The 1059-nt window shown below is 41.5% G+C and carries 1 protein-coding gene; it reads left to right on the top strand.

Annotated features, from left to right (window positions below):
* Positions 1–95: 95 nt before the first annotated feature.
* The gene (locus RG565_RS08935) at positions 96–1031 is read left to right on the top strand and encodes an IS30 family transposase (RefSeq protein ID WP_247937544.1); all 936 of its coding nucleotides are present in this window, start codon (positions 96–98) and stop codon (positions 1029–1031) included.
* The last annotated feature ends 28 nt before the right edge of the window (positions 1032–1059 follow it).

Here is a 1059-nt window from a genome sequence, read left to right as displayed (position 1 = left end):
TGATAAATTGTAAAATATAGTGCAACAAAAAAACTCATAGCGTTTCATTGGTGTAAACTGTAAGTAACCACACAAACAGAACCCGAGGAAAAACTATGAGCTACTCCCATCTTACCATAACCGACCGAATAAAGATAGAAACCTACTTAGAATTAGGTTTGGAACCTTGCCAAATTGCAACTAAACTTGGCGTCCATAAGTCTACCATTTCAAGAGAGTTAAGACGATGCCGAAATGGTTATTCCGCTACCTTAGCACAGGAACAGTACGACCGCAGGGCTAAGCAAAAAGGTCGGAAGTCTCGTTTGACACCAAAGTTGAAAAAGGAAATTGAAGACGGTTTAAAAACCTCCTGGTCGCCTGAACAGATTTGTGGCCGCTATCAGCTTGAACAAAAGCCAATGGTAACTTTTAAAACTATCTATAACTGGCTCTATGCTGGTTTGATTGATCTGGATTTAAGCATCCTTCGTCGTAAAGGAAAAACTCGACAACCCAAAGAAACACGTGGGACATTTAGGATTGGTACGTCGATTGCCAAACGTCCTAAAGAGGTCAGGAATCGTGAGACCTTTGGTCACTGGGAGCTCGATACTGTGGTGTCTTCCAGAGGCAAAAGCAAGGGCTGTTTAGCGACCTTTCTGGAGCGAAAAACGCGCTTTTACTTAGCTTTCAAGATACCAGACAGAACAGCCAAATCCATGTTTTCAGCCATCGAACAACTTTGTAAGCTATTTCCAAAAGAGGCTCTTAAAACCTTCACTTCAGACAGGGGAAAAGAGTTTGCCTGCTATCCTCTGGTAGAGAATTTAGGAATTTCCTTTTTCTTTGCGGACGCCTATTCATCCTGGCAGAGAGGAAGCAATGAAAACGCCAATGGCTTACTAAGAGAATATTTTCCAAAGAAAACAGATTTAGCCGCTATCTCTGATGAGGCTTTGAACAAGGCCTTATATGATATCAATCACCGACCACGAAAATGTTTAGCTTACAGAACTGCTTGTGAAGCTCTAGTGGATGAGTACGAGTAAACGTTGCACTTTTTATTGCAATTTATCT

This window comes from Streptococcus sp. IsoGale021, from assembly GCF_031142795.1.
Classification (GTDB): domain Bacteria; phylum Bacillota; class Bacilli; order Lactobacillales; family Streptococcaceae; genus Streptococcus; species Streptococcus hominis.
The sequence above is the reverse complement of the archived record's forward strand: the minus strand, read 5'-3'. Positions and strand labels throughout refer to the sequence as shown.

Coding starts and splice junctions, on each gene's coding strand:
- RG565_RS08935 (WP_247937544.1), top strand. CDS start 96: ATGAGCTACTCCCATCTTACCATAACCGACCGAATAAAGATAGAAACC.